This is a genomic window from Paraburkholderia denitrificans (assembly GCF_042655705.1).
Classification (GTDB): Bacteria; Pseudomonadota; Gammaproteobacteria; order Burkholderiales; family Burkholderiaceae; genus Paraburkholderia; species Paraburkholderia denitrificans.
The window spans coordinates 124,845-140,062 of the sequence record NZ_JBHSMP010000016.1 but is presented as its reverse complement, the minus strand read 5'-3'; the positions used below and the strand labels follow the sequence as shown (position 1 = coordinate 140,062).

Sequence of the window (15,218 nt, the reverse complement as noted above, 5' to 3'; positions counted from 1 at the left end):
TGTCGCTGCCTTCAATGGTTCATGTCTTCGGCTGCGCCCGGTCCCGATGATGGTCCGCGGCGAGGAACATATACATCGCAGGCACGACGAACAGCGTGAATAGCGTGCCGATCGACATCCCCGTGAAGATCACGAGCCCCATCGCGTTGCGGCCCGCCGCGCCCGCACCCGACGCGATCACGAGCGGCACCACGCCCAGCACCATCGCGGCCGTCGTCATCAGGATCGGCCGCAGGCGCACGCCAGCCGCTTCTTCGAGCGCTTCGCGCTTGCCGCGCCCCGCGCGTTGCAGCTCGTTCGCGAACTGCACGATCAGAATACCGTGCTTGCTGATGAGGCCCATCAGCGTGACGAGACCCACTTGCGTATAGATATTGAGCGTCGTGAGTCCCAGGTTGATGAAGATCAGCGCACCGAACAACGCCATCGGCACGGACACGAGAATCACGACCGGATCGCGAAAACTCTCGAACTGGGCCGCAAGCGCGAGAAACACGATGATCGTTGCGAACAGCAACGTGATCACGAAGCCGCCGGACTCCTGCACGAACTGCCGCGACAAACCCGAATAGTCGGCCGTGTAGCCCGTCGGCGCGACTTCCGCAGTGACTTTGCGCAGGAAGTCGAGCACTTCGCCTTGCGAGATGCCCGGGGCGAGCACGCCGGAAATCGTTGCCGAATTGAGCTGCTGGAAGTGATTGATCGATTCGGGCACAACATTCTGCTGCAGATGCGTGACCGTCGATGCCGGAATCACGCTGCCACTGGGCGTGCGCAAGTAATAGTCGAGTACCTGCGACGGATTCAACCGGTCCGTTTGCAGCACCTGCGGAATCACCTTGTACGAGCGGCCTGCAATCGAAAAGTAGTTGACGAAATTGCCGCCGAGCGCAGCGCCCAGCGTTTGCCCGACATCGCTCTGCGTCAGGCCGAGCGAAGCGACTTTGTCGCGGTCCACGATCAATACGCTTTCTGGCTTGTCGATCTTCAGATCGCTGTCGACGAAGAAGAACATACCGCTTTCGCGCGCCTTTTGCAGCACGGCTTGCGACACTTCATTCAGGTTTTCGAACGGCTCCGTCGTGCTGATGACGAATTGCACGGGCAAACCTCGTGCACCCGGCAGCGGCGGAAACTGAAATGCGGCGACGCGTGCGCCCGCAATACCGTTCCACTTCTGCTGCAATTCCTCCTGCAATTGCGTCGCGCCCTTCTTGCGCTTGTCCCACGTCTTGAACAGCACGCCACCAATGCCCTGGTTCAACGTCGGCTCACCCGTGAGCTGGAACATCTGCGCGTATTCGGGCAGTTGCTTCGAGATATCGAAGACCTGGTCCGCGTAGGTCTGCATCTGCTGGATCGTCGCATTAGGCGGCCCCTGGATCTGCGACAGCACGATGCCCTGATCCTCCTGCGGTGCAAGCTCCGATTTCGACGTCATGAAGAGATACACGGTGCCGACCAGAAGCAGCGCGCCCATTACGATAAACACCGGCCATGTGTCGAGCATCGCGTGCAGCATTCGCAGGTAGCCGTGATGAACGCGTTCGAACTGCCGGTCGACAAAGCTCGCAAAGCGGCCCGACTCCTGGTCTCTGCGGAAAAAGCGCGAGCACAACATCGGTGAAAGCGTCAGCGCGATCACGCCCGACACGGCGACGGCGCCCGCCAGCGTGAACGCGAACTCGGTGAAAAGCGCACCCGTCAGTCCGCCCTGAAAGCCGATCGGCACGTACACGGCGATCAACACGACCGTCATGGCGAGAATCGGGCCGCCGAGTTCGCGCGCGGCGATCAGTGCGGCTTCGAGAGGCTGCCTGCCCTCTTTCTTCATATGCCGGTCGACGTTCTCGACCACGATGATTGCGTCGTCAACGACGAGACCGATTGCCAGCACGAGCGCAAGCAGGGTCAGCAGATTGATCGAATAGCCGAGCACCTGCATCACGAAGAACGTGCCAATCAGCGAAAGCGGCATCGCGATCACGGGCACGATCACCGCGCGGAAACTGCCGAGGAACAGGAAAATCACGGCCGTCACGATCAGCAGCGCTTCGACGAGGGTCTTCACCACTTCCGCGATGGCCGTGTTGATGAAGTCGGTGGCGTCGTAGACGATGTCGCCCGTCATGCCGGTCGGGAACTGCTTCTGCAGGTCCGGGAAAACCGTTCTCACGCGCTTCGCGACATCGAGCACGTTTGCATCGGGCGCTACCTTGATGCCGATGAACACCGATCGCTTGCCGCTGAACGCGACATTGAAGTCGTAATTGTCCGCGCCGAGCACGACGTTCGCGACGTCTTCGAGGCGCACGATCGCGCCGTTCTTCTGCGCGACGACGAGTTTCCGGAAGTCATCGACGGAATGCAGATCGGTGCCCGCATTCAGATCGACGCTGATCATCTGGCCTTTGGTCGTGCCGAGCGTCGCCAGATAATTGTTGTTGCCAAGCGCGGTGAAGACATCGCCAGCCGTCACGTTGTGCGCGGCCAATTTGCTCGAATCGAGCCATGCGCGCAGCGCGAATTGACGGCCGCCGAGAATTTCCGCCGTCTGCACGCCCTGGATCGAATCGAGTTTCGGCTTTACGACGCGCAGCAGATAATCCGTGACGTTGTTGCTCGGCAGCACGTCACTGTAAAAACCCATGTACATCGTGTCGGTGGTTTGTCCCACTTGCACGGTCAGCACCGGCTGTTGCGCCTGCGGCGGCAACTGGTTGCGCACCGATGCGATCTGCGTGTTGATCTCGGTCAGCGCGCGATTGGAGTCGTAGTTCAGGCGCAGCGTCGCAACGATCGTCGAGACGCCCGTGCTGCTCGTCGACGACATGTAGTCGATGCCCTGTGCCTGTGCAATTGCGGCTTCGAGCGGCTGCGTGATGAAGCCCGCCATCGTGTCGGCGCTCGCGCCATAGTACGCGGTGGTGATTGTCACCACACCGTTTTCGGTCTGCGGATACTCGTTAACCTTTAGCGCCGCGAGCGAGCGCAAGCCGAGCACGAGTATCAGCAGACTCACCACCGATGCGAGCACCGGGCGTTCGATGAAGATATCGGTAAATTTCATCGCACGGCCCTTTATTGTTCCTGAGGCGTCGGATTCGGGTTATTCGCAGGCTGCACGCGGTTGTCGATCACCAGCGGCGTGCCATTTTTCAGCTTCAGCTGACCGCTCGTCACGACCTGCGTGCCTTCGCTGATGCCCTTGAGAATCGCGACCTGGTCGCCACGCGTCGGGCCTGGCGTGACGAACACCTGTTGCGCGACGGGCATGATCTTGCCTTGCGCATTCTTTTGCTCGCCGGGCTTCACGATGAACACGGTCGCGCCATACGGGTTATAGGTGATCGCCGTTTGCGGCAGGGTCAGATAGCGCTGCACGCTGCCCGCATCGACCTTCACGTTCGCATACATGCCGGGCAATAGCTTGCGCTCGCGATTGTCGACGGTCGCCTCGATTTGAACATTGCGCGTCGCGCTGTCCACGCGCGGATTGATCGAACGGATCTTGCCGTCGAAGGAGCGGTTGCCGAACGCATCCGTATCGACGGCGATGGTCTGGCCGACGTGCAATTGCCCGAGTTGCCTTTGCGGCAAAAAGAAGTCGGCGTAGATCGGGTCGATGGCTTGCAGCGTCACGATGGCATCGCCCGGATTGATGTACTGGCCGGGATTGACTGTCGTGATGCCGACGCGTCCCGCGAACGGCGCGCGAATCGTCTTCTTTTCGACGAGCGCGGCCTGTTGATCGACCTGGGCTCTTTTGCTTTTGAGGTCGGCGGCGTCGGCGTCGAGTTGCGCCTTGGCAATCGCCTGAATGCCGAACTGTGCCTTGTCGCGCACGTAGACCGTTTGCGCAAGTTCAGCCGCGGCTTGCAGCGACGCGAGTTGCGCGCGGTCCGAATCGTCATTCAGGCGCACGAGCACCTGGCCCGCCTTCACGTCCTGGCCCGAGATGAACACGATCTCGCGCACGAGCCCGGCCACTTCCGTTGTCACGTCGACGCCGCGCACCGCGCGCAGGCTGCCCACGGCGGCAAGCTGCGGCTGCCATGTCTGATAGCCGGCGACAGCAGCCGTGACGGTGGCGGGCGGCGCAGTGTTGCTCGCCATGAACTTCTTGATCATGTGCGCCCTGAACAGATTGAAACCGAACAGCGCAGCTAACAGAAATCCCACGCAGAACAGCATGATGATCATCCGCTTCGCCATCGGTTTTTTCGTCGTCATCGTCATGTCCTTGCAGGGCATACAGCCTTGCGTGGGGCAGAATTCACTTCGGCGTAGCCGATGGGGGCTGGGCTGCCGCGCTCGTCGCCGTATCGTTCCACCAGCCGCCACCGAGCGCCTGGAACAGCGCCGCCGTATCCGCATAGCGCGCGGCTTGCGCCTGCGTGAGATTCACGACGGTCTGCTGGTATTGACGCTGTGCATCGAGCAGCGCCAGATAACTGACGCCGCCGACGCGAAACTGGCCGCGCGCCAGGTCGAGCGAACCGCTGGCCGCGCGCCATGCTTGCGTTTGCGCGTTCAGACCGGTTGCATCGTGTTCTAGCGCGCGCAACGTATCGGCGACGTTCTGGAATGCCAGCAGCACGGTTTGCCGGTATTGCGCATTGGCCTGATCGAATGCCGCTTCTGCTGCGCGCTTTTGCGCACTTAACTGGCCACCGTGAAAAATCGGCTGCGTGAGGCCTGCGCCGATGCTCCAGATCATGTCGGCGGACCTGAAAAGGCCCGCGGGCGTCAACGCCTCGGGTCCATAACTCGCCGAGAGCGTGAGCTGCGGATACATGTTTGCGGTCGCAACGCCAACCTGGGCGCTCGCCTGATGCAGCGTGGCGTCGGCAGCGAGAATATCGGGGCGCTGCCGCACGAGCGACGACGGCACGCTGACCGGCAACGTCTGCGGCAGCGTGAACATCGACATCCTGAACTCGGGCACGTCGGTATCGCTCGGCAGCTTGCCCGCCAGAACCGCGAGCTGGTGACGCGTCTGGTCGAGCGACTGACGCAACGGCGGCAACGTCGCACGGGTCTGGGCCACGAGCGTTTCCTGCGAAAGCACGGCGACGCGGCTCACGCCGCCTAGCGCAAGCTGCTGACGCAATATGCCGAGCTGCGCGTCTTCGTCGTCGGCGATGTGCTCGGTCGCTTCGATCTGCTCGCGCAGCGAGGCTTCCTTGATGGCGGCAGTCACGATGTTTGCTGACAACGCGAGATAGGTAGCCTGCAACTGAAAGCCCTGGTAATCAACCTGCGAGCGCAGCGATTCCAGTTCGCGCCTTCCTCCGCCGAACACATCGAGGTTGTACGACACGTTCACCGATGCGTTGTAGAGGTTCAGAAGCTCCGTGAGCTGCGGCTGGCCGAAAGTGACGCCGGTGAACTTCTCGCGCGTCGCATTCGCCTTTGCATCGACGGACGGATATAGCGTGGTGCCCATTTGCGCGCGAAGATTCTCGCCGGCCTGCCTGAGCGCCGCTTGCGCCGCGGCGACGTTGGGGCTGTTGGCGAGCGCTTCGCGGATCAGCGCGTCGAGCGGATCGCAATGAAAGAGCGTCCACCACTGGGCGGGAATGTCCAGACCGGCGACGAACTGTTGCGGCACGCCCGATGCGCCCGGCGACGAGGCCGTCTGATCGGGTAGTGGCGTGGGTGTGTAGGTGTTGGTGGCGGGCGGCGCGGGCGTATGGTAATTCGGGCCCACCGTGCAGCCGGAGAAGGCGATCAGAACAGCGACCAAAGCAGCGTGCGCAACCATCTCACAGGCTGCATGGCGGCGAGACGCACTGCGCGAATGCCAGCGCAAGCGACTGCGACTGAAACCACGGTTGACGTCATCAATCATCTGTCCACCTTGTTTCGCTGCGCGATATACGAACCGAACGAAATAGCAGATGCAGAGTTTGGAATCATGCCACAACATTTTTGCCTGGGCGGCGAACGGCATGGCCACTGTCCTTAAGCCTCGCCGCAGGTTTCGGGCGATTGCAGTACCGGCTCCATTTCGCGTACGCGCCATCCAGCCGGGATTTGGCGGCACGCCAGCAAGTGCGATTAATTCTCAGACTGTTTCAGGATCCGGTCCAAACATTGGGCACACTAGTGTGGTAGCAGCATGCCGGATTCCTGAAACCCGCCGATGATTGAAAGGATTTTGAAAGTTGAATAATCTCTCACGATGTTATGGACTGGGTGGGGGTTGAAATACGTGCGCCAAGCAACGCCAGGTTACGTTGTGCGCGCGACTGGTGATCACTCGCCGATTGGCCAGTTGAAACAGCGTTATCCGGTCATGCTTGTGTTCGATGGATTTAAACCGGAAGTATCCGTATGGACTTCGCGTCGTAATCAGGTGGCGGGCGGCGCCACTGCGCGATTCCGCCACAGGCGCCACGGTACATAAGTTGAGAATCCTCAAGATCATTTCAGCTCGGCATCAATACACTTATCTACAGGTCGCCGCGGTCTTGAATAAAAACAGCAGCGATCCAGAAGGCCCCACAACCTTCCTCGACAGCGTGGGGCCTTCGCCTTTCCATTTGTGCGTCGATACCGGCTTTGAGGGTGCTGACGCTGCAACCGGCGCAGATCCCGCAGGCGGCATCGGAACTGCAATCGACATTCGCAGATCGCGGGGATCGACTTCGAAAGAGATGCTGCGAGCGCGCTCGCGCCATACGCGGAACCTCATCCATGAGGCTCCGGACAAGAGTCTGTCGCTGTACGCGCTAGTCTGGCTTCCGGGTCAATGGACGCCGGTACACGGCCATGGAAGTTGGGGCGTCGTCGGCGTTATCGAAGGCACTTTGGAGGAACGCAGTTAGATGATGACGGCGGATTCAACCGGTCGGTCTTATGCCGATGGTGCTCAGTTCTCGTGCCGCGATTTTTTCATCATCGCCGGATCGCGCACGATGGTGACCGCGCACGGCGCGTAGGCGAGAACCTGGCGGGCGACCGAGCCGATCAGCCAGCGATCGAACGGCGTATATCCGCGATGCCCCACCACGAGATGGTCGATCGCATGCCGCTCCGCGTACAGCACGATTTCCTTCGCTGGCGGGCCGACCACGAGATCGAACGTCACGGCCTCAATCGAAGCGGCGAGCGTTGCCTTGATTTCGTCGAGGATCTCGTTGGCATGGCGCACTTCAAATTCGATCAGGCTTTTTCGCTCAACTTCGATCGCCCCCCAGTCCGGCGTGCGTGCGACGACAAGCACATGCAAGCGCGCGTCGAAACGCTTCGCGAGATCGACCGCGAAAGCAACGGCGTATTGCGCGGACGCCGAACCGTCATAACCTACCAGCACGTTCTGCATGATGTGCTCCTGCGCTGATGAATGCAGCTTCTATCATGATAGTCCGCCTGGCCGATTTAAGTGATACGCGCTGTCACGACCGCCAGCTGTTCCTGGCCACGCTAATCACTGGACAGCGCCGCGTTTTGCGGATTGTCGGCCATCCCGGTATCGATGTTCAATGTCCACTGTTGATGGCAGCCGCGGCGGCAACAGCGCGCTTCGCGAACCATGCATGCACATCCAACTGCGAGGCAGTCAATGCCAGCGCCTATGCATTGATGAGGTGAGCGGCTGTCACGCGCGCTGCAGATCCGCGATCGTCGCCGCCAGGAAACGCGCCGCTTCGCCGCCCGTCACGACGCGGTGATCGAACGTCAGGCTGAGCGGCAAGATCCGGTGAATAGCAGGCGCACCGTGTTCCGCGACCACCTGTTCATGGATGCGCCCCGCACCGAGGATCGCGACGGTCGGCGGCACGACGATGGGCGCCGCGTACTTCCCCGAAATCATCCCGAAGTTCGACAGCGTGATCGTGTTGCCGCGCATCTCTTCCGGCGGAATCCTGCGTGCGCGGATATCGGCGCGCATCCGGTCGAGACCGCCGCGCAGATCCGCCGCGTCGCGATGCGCGACATCGCGCAGCACGGGCACGAAAAGCCCGTCGGGCAGATCGACGGCAATGCCGAGATCGATCTTCTCAAGTACGTGACGCCGCCCCGTATGTCCATCGAACCATGCGTTCAGTCCCGGCTCCGCGCGGCAGCCCGCGACCAGCGCGCGAATCAGCCGGATCGTCACATCGGTGTGCGGCGACCACGCGTGAATGTCGGCATCGTCGATCACGGTAGCGGCGGCCACTTCGCTTTGCGCGCGCGCCATGTTGCGCGCCATCGCACGCCGCACGCCGCGCAGCACTTCGGGCGGACCGACTTCGCCAAGTATCTTCGCGAGGCGCTGCACGTCAGCCGTCGTGATGACACCTTCCGGGCCGGACGGCGTCACCATCGACAGATCGACATCCAGCTTGCGCGCAAGCGCGCGCGCCGCCGGAATCGCCTTGATCACGGCGCCGCCCGCGCCGACCCCACCGCCCGTGCCAGCCAGCGCAGACGCTTCCTGCATGACATGCTGGCCGACTTCCATATGGCCGACGACCGTGCCCGCGTCTGCATCATCGCCCTCGCCTTCGAACGCGACGAGCGGCGCGCCCAGATGCACGATATCGCCCGCCTGTCCGAACCGCTTCGCGATGCGACCGGATTGCGGCGACGGAATATCGACGATCGCCTTCGCCGTTTCGACCGACAGCAGCGGTTGATCCGCGCCGACTTCATCGCCATCGCTTACATGCCACTCGACGATCTCCGCTTCCTGCAAGCCTTCGCCCAGATCGGGCAGTTTGAAGATTTTCATGGCTTTACGATGCCTCCAGAGCTTGCTTCACCGCAGCGACGATGCGCGAGGCGCCTGGCATGTATTGATTCTCGAGCCGGTAAAGGGGCACGACGACGTCGTAGCCGGTCACGCGCTGCACCGGTGCGAGCAGCGAATAAAGTCCGCGCTCGGCGATACTGGCGGCGATCTCCGCGCCAATGCCGCCCGTGCGCGAGCCCTCGTGCACGATCACGCAGCGGCCCGTCTTCGCGACCGACGCGAGAATCGTGCTCATGTCGATCGGCTTGAGCGTCGCGACGTCGATCACTTCGACCATCACGCCTTCCTGCGCGAGCAGATCGGCGGCGCCCAGTGCATCCTGCACGGCACCACCCCAGCTCACCAGCGTCGCATCCGGGCCGTCACGAAGTGTGAAGCAGGTGTCGAGCGGCAGCGCTTCGCCGTCGTCATCCACTGTCTGCCGGAACAGGCGATAGAGGCGCGTCGGCTCGAAGAAGATCACCGGGTCGGGATCGCGAATCGCGGCCAGTAACAACCCGTATGCGCGCGCCGGCGACGAAGGCGTGACAACGCGTAAGCCTGGAATATGCGCGAACAGGGCTTCGGGGCTTTCGGAGTGATGCTCGGGTGCGTGGATGCCTGCCCCGCACGGCGCGCGGATCACGAGCGGACAACTGAGGCGTCCGCGCGTCCGATGCCGCAGACGCGACGCATGATTGAGCACGTGATCGATCGTCGGGTACAGAAACCCGCTGAACTGGATCTCGACGACGGGCTTCAGTCCCATCGCCGCCATGCCGATTGCCGCGCCCGCAAGCGCTGTTTCAGCGAGCGGCGTGTCGAGCACGCGTTGCGCGCCGAAGCGCGCCTGCAGGCCGACCGTCGCGCGAAACACGCCGCCATTCACGCCGATGTCCTCGCCGAGCAGCACCACGTCGGGATCGTGTTCGAGTTCGTATGCGAGCGCCAGATTGAGCGCGTCGATCATGTTCAGATCAGCCATGGCCGTTGCTCCCATTCCGACCGTTCCGGCCGGAGCCCGCTATCGGCGCGAATCGCTGCGCGCTTTCAAGTTGCTCGCGCATTGCATGCGGCAGGGTCTCGTACAAGTGATCGAACATCGCGGATGTATCGGGCGGCGGGACCGCGAGATACGCTTCGACGGCTGCTTCGACCTGTGCGTGACACGCCTTGCCGAGCTGCTCGTCCTGCGCCTTGTCCCAGACGTTCATCCGCATCAGATACTTGCGCAAACGCAGCAGCGGCTCGTATTCCCATTGCTTCTGAATTTCATCGGAGTCGCGATAGCGTGTTGCATCGTCGGCCGTCGTATGATCGCCGAGCCGATAGCTGAGGGCTTCGATCAGCGTTGGGCCGTCGCCTCGCCGCGCTTTCGCGAGCGCCGCATGCATCGCCTGATGCACGGCGATGACATCGTTGCCGTCGACCTGCAAGCCGTCGATGCCGGCCGCGACCGCCTTCTGCGCAAGCGTCTGCGCCGCGCTCTGCATGCTGCGCGGCACCGAGATCGCCCACTGGTTGTTGTTGATGACGAGCACGACCGGCACCTGCCAGACGCCCGCCATGTTCATCGCTTCGTAGAAGTCGCCTTTCGACGTGCCGCCATCGCCGAAGATCGCAACGGCGACGCGCGGCTCGCCGCGCAGCTTGAACGCGTAGGCCGCACCGGCGGCATGGCACACCTGCGTGCCGATGGGGACGCAATTTGGAAAGTCGAGTCGCGGCACGCTGAAGTCGCTGCCGCGTTCGTCGCCGCCCCAATAGAGCAGGCTTTCCGTCATCGTGACGCCGCGCAGCAATTGCGCCGCATGATCGCGGTACGAAGGGAACAGTACGTCGTCGGCCTGCATCGCGCTCGCGACGCCCACGCCGATCGCCTCCTGCCCCACCGACGACGCAAACGTACCGAGCTTGCCGGTGCGTTGCAGCGCAACGGCTTTGGTATCGAATGCGCGGGTCAGCACCATCGCGCGATAGAGGGAAATCAGCGCCTCGGGTTCGCGCGCAAAGTCCGGCAAGGGCTGCACGGGCTCGCCTTCGGGATCGAGATATCGCGTATACCCGATGTGAAAACTGGCAGTCGCGGTCATGACCGCCCTCCTTATTCTTCAGATTTCGAATCCGTGCAGGAGATCACGCGCACAACCCATGCCGGTAGGCGCGGACGTGCTCGGCGCCCTGAACGGCAGTTCGGGCGGCCTGATCTTTTGACAGGAAAAGCGGGTATAAGGTGCGAAATCTTTCTCGCTGTGTAACGGGCTGCACGCACAGGAGTGGTGTCGAGGCACTGACTGTATTCCGCCAGTCCTGGCGAGAATTCCCCAAATGAACGATTCACCGCATCGCCTTCTGGCCGCCGGTTGAAACGTTTGCGCCTATTATTCCGCGCCCGAATTAATCCTTTCGACTGTCCGACGCCCCGGATATTCCCTCTGGCCATTCCATAATTCTTTCGCTAGGATGCGCCGTGGAATATCGTTCTCCATCAGCGATGAAAATCGATCTAGCCACCCTTTACCTTCTCGTAATCGGAACCTTGTTTGCCAGTTCCGCCATGACATATTGGGAGCACGTGTCTCATCCCAAGCGAGGCAAGGAATTGCGCATGCTGGCGGCCGGATATGCCCTGCTCGGCATCGGCTGCGGGGTGGCACGGTTCCGGGGCGAACTGCTCGGCGTCGCCGGCGCGGCGCTGTCCAATCTCTTGATTCTCGGCGGCTATCTCCTGGTGCTGCGCGGTGTCGCGATGTTCAACAGCCGGCGGTATCTCGCGGCCTCGATCGGTCTGCTGGTTCTGATGGGCGTCGCGTGGGCGGCGGGTGGCGCGCGTCGGCAGGTTGTCATGTGGCTCTATGCGAGCGCCGCTCCCATCGCGCTGGTTTCGGCCATGACGGCCCGCGAGCTGATGCGAGGCGATGGCGTTCCGGCGGTCCAGGCCCGGCGCGTCGCCGTGGTGGTGGTGGTCATTCACGCGTCGTTTTACGCCGCGAGAGCTTTCATCCTGCCCTGGCTGGTCCCGCGGTTCGGCACGAATCTGCTGGCGATTGCCAGCAACATCACGATGTACGAGGGTGTTCTCTACTCGGTCATTATGCCGATGACGCTACTTCGGCTCACCCGAGAGGAAGTTCATGGCGAACTGATGCAGGAATCGCGTACCGATTATCTGACGCGCCTCGGTAATCGAAAGCTGTTTTTCGAAGAGGGGGAGCGGATTTTCTGCGACTGCGCGCAGGCGCGGCGACCGCTCGCGCTCCTTGCATTCGATCTCGATCGCTTCAAGAGCATTAACGACCGCTATGGACACAAAAGCGGCGATGAGGTCTTAAGGTCATTTGCCGATACCCTCCGATTTGTCACGGGTGCCGACGCGATTCTCGCCCGCACGGGTGGCGAGGAGTTTGCTGCCCTGTTGCCGGACTGCGACAGTGTCCGCGCAAAAAAGACCGGCGAGACGGTCGCCCGCCGGTTCGCAGCGATATCCCACGACGCCGACGGCGACTGGGTTCGCGCCACCGTCAGCGTGGGTCTCGCCGAATCGAATCAAGCAACGGCGTGCCTCGCCGACCTGCTCTCGGTCGCCGATCGCGCGTTGTATCGCGCGAAGTCACTCGGCGGCAACCGGCTCGAACAGGCGCCAACGGTAGCTGAGCCGGTGGTCGTCTGGCCGTCGAACTGAAGGCCTGGCGCCTGGATGAACGGCCCTGATCTCCTTCCACATTGCTTCGTAGGTCACTTGCACGAGCCGTTTAGCCAGCGGCGATACTTCACCGACAAGATATGTTTTGCTGGAATCCGCGATGTAGCCATTTTTCTCTAACGTGATGTCGAAATTGACGATCAGTGTTGAATGAGCATCGGTTTCGTAAGCACGCTCGGGCGTGGCGCAGATATCCGGGATCGGCGTGACATGACTTTATCTCGTCACTCCCCCTCACGAGCACCCTTCCGATAATCAGACGGACTACTGCCGGTCCAATGCTTAAATGCGCGACAGAAACCGGCGGCATCCGAAAAACCGAGATCGAACGCGAGCACTGCCACGCTCGTATTCGAGTTTGTCAGCCGATGCACTGCGATATCCCTTCGCAGCCCGTCTTTCACCAGCTGAAAACTCGTTCCTTCGTCTGCAAATCTGCGGTTGAGCGTGCGTACAGAGGTGTGCAACGCCTGCGCAAGATCCCGTATCGTTACCGGCTGCGCAATGTTCTGTTCAAGATACTCGCGCGCTTTAGCCACAATGGAACCGTGATAAAACGCCGTGAATGTCCAGTCTCCAGGCGCGCGCTTCAGGAAGGCCCATAACTCGTGCTTCTCGCGTTTAAACAGTTCCGCGCAATCCTGGTACAAGAAATAAATGCTCGTCACCCCTGAATCAAAGTGCACTGGGCCGGGGTACAAAAACGCATAGTCCTCTACATGCCTCGGCCTCGCGAAGTTGAATTCGACCCGATGCAGGATGATTTCCCTGCCAAGCAGCCACGATGCCATACCGTGAGCCAGCTTCATCATTAACTCATGTCCGAGCGGCGTGACCGGCGTGCCAGGCGTCCTTTCCACCAGAGCCAGTCGCACCAGATCATTCTTCGTTGAAATCTGCAGTCGGTAGTCATCCAGCAGCAAATTCCAGAAGCGAACAAAACGGTTGAACGCGACCAGCACGGTGGGTGCATCCAGCAAGCTGAGCATCAGGTACTTTAACGTGCCGCCCCGGATTGGCCTGGACCACAGTCCCAGCATCTCATCATCGAGTGTCGCCGCGACTGTTCTGTACAACGCGACGTATTGCTCGCGTGTCATTCGCGCATCAGGCTGATTTAGAAGGGACTGGGGGATGGCGGCGCTTGCGAGCGCCTGTGCTGCCCCTTCTTCCCCGTGACGGGTGCGGATGAAGCGCAGCATCCCGTGCAAGAAGTGAGAAGAAACCGTGAGAGGGCGTTGCCAGGACAGGTTCATGGTTCGCTCATTATGGCGCGGTTTGCATATTGATTGGCGCAATGCGTCAATTTCCTGTTCCTCTCCCGCCTATACTGGCGGGTAATTTCTGCAGTGTTTGGTATTTGTAATCGTTGCTACATGGCGCGTTGTGCCAATCATTGGCCGCATATCTTCACCAATCAAAAGTGGGGCATGGTTTGAATACAAGACGCATTGTCGTGACTGGCATGGGCATGGTGTCGCCGTTGGGTTGTGACGTTGAATCCGTCTGGAGCCGTCTCCTGAACGGCGATTCAGGCCTGGTTGGCTTGCCTGACGACATCACGGAAGGAATTGCATCAAAAGTCGGTGGCGTCGTGCGGATGTTGACGTCAGATTGTCCGTGGGGATTCGATCCTGACCTCGCAGTTGAACCCAAGGACCAAAAGAAAATGGATCGGTTCACTGTGTTTGCGCTGGCCGCAGCGCAACAGGCTTTGAATCAATCCGGCTGGCAGCCTGAAACTGAAAGCGCTCGCGAAAGAACGGCAACAATTGTGGCGTCTGGCGTTGGCGGTTTCGGTGCGATTGTGGATGCCGTGAGAACGACTGATAACCGCGGGCCACGGCGGCTTTCTCCTTTCACCGTCCCCTGTTTCCTGGCCAATATGGCCGCGGGCCATATCTCCATCCGGCACGGCTTTCGTGGCCCGCTAAGCGCACCGGTTACCGCATGTGCTGCGAGCGCACAGGCCATTGGCGATGCAGCGCGCCTGATTCGTGCTGGCGAAGCCGATATTGCCGTATGTGGCGGAGCCGAGGCCTGCATCGATCGAGTCAGCCTTGGCGCGTTCGCCGCCGCAAGAACCATGTCCACCGGCTTTAATGACCATCCCGCACAGGCTTCGCGCCCGTTCGATACCGGACGAGATGGCTTTGTCATGGGAGAAGGCGCCGGCATGCTCGTCATAGAAGAACTGGAGCACGCATTGCGACGAGGCGCGACGCCGATTGCGGAAGTGCTCGGTTATGGCACGAGCGCCGACGCATACCATATGACGTCTCCGCCCAATGACGGTGACGGCGGACGACGCGCGATGGAACTCGCAATCCGGCAGGCAAACATTGAACCCAAGCTGATCGGGCATTTAAACGCCCATGCGACGTCCACGCCGGTCGGCGACATCAGCGAACTGGCCGCCATCAAGGCCGTATTCGGAACCGATCGAGGTCCAGCCGTATCAGCCACGAAGTCCTCGACGGGACATTTGCTCGGCGCGGCCGGCGGCGTGGAAGCCATTTTCACGGTGCTTGCGCTGCGCGACCAGCTTGCGCCTCCTACGCTCAACTTGACACAACCTGATTCGGCGGCGGAAGGCGTCGACATTGTCTGCGGATCGGCCCGCAAGCTATCGACGGAGTATGCGATCTCCAATGGCTTTGGTTTTGGGGGCGTCAATGCCAGCCTGCTATTGCGTCGACTTTGATCCTGTTTGCGCGCCGAGGGAAAAACTCGAAGCCTGCCTCGCACCGAACTTGCTTACCTGTATTCGATAGAATGAGTACGCGCGAT

The 15,218-nt window shown here is 61.2% G+C and carries 12 protein-coding genes and 1 pseudogene; 4 read left to right on the top strand and 9 right to left on the bottom strand.

Annotated elements, in window-relative coordinates; genetic code table 11:
* Positions 1 to 19 precede the first annotated feature (19 nt).
* The 3 genes from ACFPTO_RS13545 to ACFPTO_RS13535 are packed head-to-tail and all read right to left on the bottom strand — an operon-like array spanning position 20 to position 5,767.
* Positions 20 to 3,070: an efflux RND transporter permease subunit gene (locus ACFPTO_RS13545; RefSeq protein ID WP_377711850.1), complete on the bottom strand. Its 3,051-nt coding sequence runs from the start codon at positions 3,068 to 3,070 to the stop codon at positions 20 to 22.
* A gap of 11 nt (positions 3,071 to 3,081) precedes the next feature.
* Complete coding sequence (locus tag ACFPTO_RS13540; protein ID WP_377711849.1) at positions 3,082 to 4,233, bottom strand: efflux RND transporter periplasmic adaptor subunit; 1,152 nt, start codon at positions 4,231 to 4,233, stop codon at positions 3,082 to 3,084.
* Positions 4,234 to 4,276: 43 nt separating this feature from the next.
* Positions 4,277 to 5,767 (bottom strand): efflux transporter outer membrane subunit, encoded by a 1,491-nt coding sequence (locus tag ACFPTO_RS13535; RefSeq protein ID WP_377711848.1) that lies wholly within the window; start codon positions 5,765 to 5,767, stop codon positions 4,277 to 4,279.
* A gap of 646 nt (positions 5,768 to 6,413) precedes the next feature.
* Here ACFPTO_RS13535 and ACFPTO_RS13530 point away from each other — a divergent pair.
* Positions 6,414 to 6,833 carry a hypothetical protein gene (locus tag ACFPTO_RS13530; protein WP_377711847.1) on the top strand — a complete coding sequence of 140 codons (420 nt, stop codon included), beginning with the start codon at positions 6,414 to 6,416 and terminating at the stop codon, positions 6,831 to 6,833.
* Between the two features lie 44 nt (positions 6,834 to 6,877).
* Here the strand turns inward: ACFPTO_RS13530 and ACFPTO_RS13525 are convergent, their stop codons facing one another.
* From ACFPTO_RS13525 to pdhA, 4 genes are all read right to left on the bottom strand, one after another.
* The gene (locus ACFPTO_RS13525) at positions 6,878 to 7,330 is read right to left on the bottom strand and encodes a universal stress protein (RefSeq protein ID WP_377711846.1); all 453 of its coding nucleotides are present in this window, start codon (positions 7,328 to 7,330) and stop codon (positions 6,878 to 6,880) included.
* Between the two features lie 276 nt (positions 7,331 to 7,606).
* Positions 7,607 to 8,725, bottom strand: a complete 1,119-nt coding sequence (locus ACFPTO_RS13520) for a dihydrolipoamide acetyltransferase family protein (protein WP_377711845.1) — start codon at positions 8,723 to 8,725, stop codon at positions 7,607 to 7,609.
* 4 nt (positions 8,726 to 8,729) lie between these two features.
* Positions 8,730 to 9,710, bottom strand: coding sequence for an alpha-ketoacid dehydrogenase subunit beta (locus ACFPTO_RS13515; protein WP_377711844.1), 981 nt, complete (start codon positions 9,708 to 9,710; stop codon positions 8,730 to 8,732).
* Positions 9,703 to 10,818, bottom strand: a complete 1,116-nt coding sequence (gene pdhA / locus ACFPTO_RS13510) for a pyruvate dehydrogenase (acetyl-transferring) E1 component subunit alpha (RefSeq protein WP_377711843.1) — start codon at positions 10,816 to 10,818, stop codon at positions 9,703 to 9,705. Before pdhA ends, ACFPTO_RS13515 begins: the two co-directional genes overlap by 8 nt.
* On the opposite strand from pdhA, the gene ACFPTO_RS13505 reads away from it, so the two are divergent.
* Together ACFPTO_RS13505 and ACFPTO_RS13500 are read left to right on the top strand one after the other, a co-directional pair.
* A complete protein-coding gene (locus ACFPTO_RS13505; RefSeq protein WP_377711842.1) occupies positions 10,817 to 10,939 on the top strand; it encodes a hypothetical protein in 123 nt (40 codons plus the stop codon). The two genes, pdhA and ACFPTO_RS13505, sit on opposite strands and share 2 nt — an antisense overlap.
* Positions 10,940 to 11,219: 280 nt before the next feature.
* Positions 11,220 to 12,407 (top strand): GGDEF domain-containing protein, encoded by a 1,188-nt coding sequence (locus ACFPTO_RS13500; protein WP_377712102.1) that lies wholly within the window; start codon positions 11,220 to 11,222, stop codon positions 12,405 to 12,407.
* Positions 12,408 to 12,410: 3 nt separating this feature from the next.
* Here the strand turns inward: ACFPTO_RS13500 and ACFPTO_RS13495 are convergent.
* Positions 12,411 to 12,569: pseudogene (locus ACFPTO_RS13495) on the bottom strand (M24 family metallopeptidase); the annotation flags it as partial.
* 83 nt (positions 12,570 to 12,652) lie between these two features.
* Positions 12,653 to 13,684, bottom strand: a complete 1,032-nt coding sequence (locus ACFPTO_RS13490) for an AraC family transcriptional regulator ligand-binding domain-containing protein (RefSeq protein ID WP_377711841.1) — start codon at positions 13,682 to 13,684, stop codon at positions 12,653 to 12,655.
* A 167-nt stretch (positions 13,685 to 13,851) separates the two neighbouring features.
* Here ACFPTO_RS13490 and fabF point away from each other — a divergent pair, with 167 nt between their 5' ends.
* Positions 13,852 to 15,132 (top strand): beta-ketoacyl-ACP synthase II, encoded by a 1,281-nt coding sequence (gene fabF / locus ACFPTO_RS13485; protein WP_377712100.1) that lies wholly within the window; start codon positions 13,852 to 13,854, stop codon positions 15,130 to 15,132.
* The last annotated feature ends 86 nt before the right edge of the window (positions 15,133 to 15,218 follow it).